This is a genomic window from Campylobacter sp. CH278 (genome assembly GCF_004378845.1).
Classification (GTDB): domain Bacteria; phylum Campylobacterota; class Campylobacteria; order Campylobacterales; family Campylobacteraceae; genus Campylobacter_D; species Campylobacter_D jejuni.
The window spans coordinates 1-2142 of sequence record NZ_RYXZ01000018.1 but is presented as its reverse complement, the minus strand read 5'-3'; the positions used below and the strand labels follow the sequence as shown (position 1 = coordinate 2142).

The window sequence follows — 2142 nt, the reverse complement described above, 5'->3', positions numbered from 1 at the left end:
ATGAAGATGATAAAGAACCTACAGTAGATGAAGCCAGTACTCAAGAAAGTGGTAATGCTTGTATAGTATCGGATAATTTTAAAGCAGGAAATCCTTGCTCAAGATGATTAAAATCCAAAAGGTTAAAAGCCTTTTGGATCTTGTTAAAAATTAATAAAACAAACAAAATTTAAAGATTAAAAATCAAAAAAGATTGATAATCAATCAAACAAATACAAAAAATAAAGAAAAATAAAAAGATAAAAAGAAAGAAAAAATAAAAACAGAAAAAGCAAAAAATAAAAAAGATTAAAAACCAAATCTATAAAACAAGCTCTTATGAAATCATTAAAAAGGAAAAACACAAATGAAACGCATTATCTTACTATCTAGTTTAGCTATCTTAAGCCTTTATGCTAGTGATACTAAAGATAATAAAAAAACCATACAAATGTTAGAACAATCTCCTTATAAAGAAGATGCTAACTTAAAAAACTACAATAACACTTTAAAAGTAAAAGATGGAGTGATTATCATAGATCATTCTAATACTAGTGATAATAATAATTCAAAAACCATCAACACAAAGAAAAACACTCAAAAAAATCAACCTAACTTGTCTAATGATAATACTTTAAAAACCAAAACCCCAAATTCAAACACTCCTTCTTTAAAAAATACTTCTAAAGAAGAATCAATTCATAAAGTTAGCTTTAGCTTTCATGTTACCAATAAAAACATAAACTTTAAAGATCTAGGTTTAGATGAGCAAGTTTTACAAGAAGCCTTAAACGATTACAAAAAAGAAAGTATTTCAGTTCAAGACTTACAAGATATAGCCAATATCATTTCTTATTATGTTCAAGTTAGTGGTTATCCTGCTGCTACAGCTTATATCCCACAACAAGAACTAAAAGATCAAATTCAAATCAATATCACCTTAGGTGTTTTAGGTAAATATGTGGTTCAAAACAATTCTAGTGTAAGAGATTATGCTATAGAAAGTAAATTACCTAATCATAAAGGTGAAATCATCACTACTAAATTAGTAGAAGATGCAGTTTATAAAGTCAATGAAATGTATGGCATACAAACCCTTGCTTCTTTAAAAGCAGGAGATAATCCAGGTGAAACAGATGTAGTGATAGAAACTACCCCTAGTGATAGCTTTGTTTCTGTATTGTTTTATGGGGATAATTACGGTATAAAAGAATCAGGCAGATATAGGGGTGGTGCTAGTATGAGTTTTAATAACATAGCTCATCAAGGAGATAGTCTTAATGCTTATTTGCAAAGAAGCGATGAAGCGCAAACTAACTATGGTATAAGCTATACTACTTTCTTAGGGAATTTAAAAATCACTCCAAGCTATTCTAAAGGAAACTATGCTTTAGGGGGATCTTATAAAAATGCAAACTTTATAGGAACTTCTGAAAATCTAGGTATAGATTTAAAATATCCTTTGTGGATTACGACTTATAATTCTTTTTATTTAACTTCAAGTTATTATCATAAAAAGCTTAGTGATTCAAGATTAAATATCATGACCATAGATAAAAGCTCTGATACGATAAGCTTTGGTATAGAAGGAGTTTATAATGGCATTAGTAATGATAGTTTTTCTTATAGTGCTAATGTAAGCTATGGTAATGTTAAAGATGGGGGAACTACTATATTAGGAATGAGTTCTAAAACAGATGGAGATGGCTTTGGAAAATTTGCTAAACTTAATGTCAATCTTAACAATGCTTATTTCTTTAATGATACCTTTACTCATCTTTTTAGTTTAAATTATCAACAAGTTATCAATGGAGCTACATTAGATAGTAGTGAAACTATATCTTTAGGAGGTCCTTATGGAGTAAGGGCTTATAATAATGGAGATGGAGAAGGAGATAATGCTGTAGTGGCTAGCTTTGGACTTAGAATGGCTACTCCTTTAAAAGATTTTTATATCACTCCTTTTTATGATATAGGTTATTCTTGGTATGAGAATGATTCTTATACAAACTATATGGATGCTTATGGTTTACAACTGCTTTATAATAAAACAGGGAATTTTTATGTTAAGCTTGATTTAGCTAGAGCTTTAAAGAAGTATAAACTAGATGATGATTATAGTTCTAAAGCTTATGTGAGCTTTGGGAAGTATTTTTGAGTTTT

At 28.8% G+C, this 2142-nt stretch carries 1 protein-coding gene; it reads left to right on the top strand.

Annotation, left to right across the window (positions count from 1 at the left end; translation table 11 throughout):
• Positions 1-430: 430 nt before the first annotated feature.
• Positions 431-2137: a ShlB/FhaC/HecB family hemolysin secretion/activation protein gene (locus tag ELQ04_RS08470; RefSeq protein WP_044778259.1), complete on the top strand. Its 1707-nt coding sequence runs from the start codon at positions 431-433 to the stop codon at positions 2135-2137.
• The last annotated feature ends 5 nt before the right edge of the window (positions 2138-2142 follow it).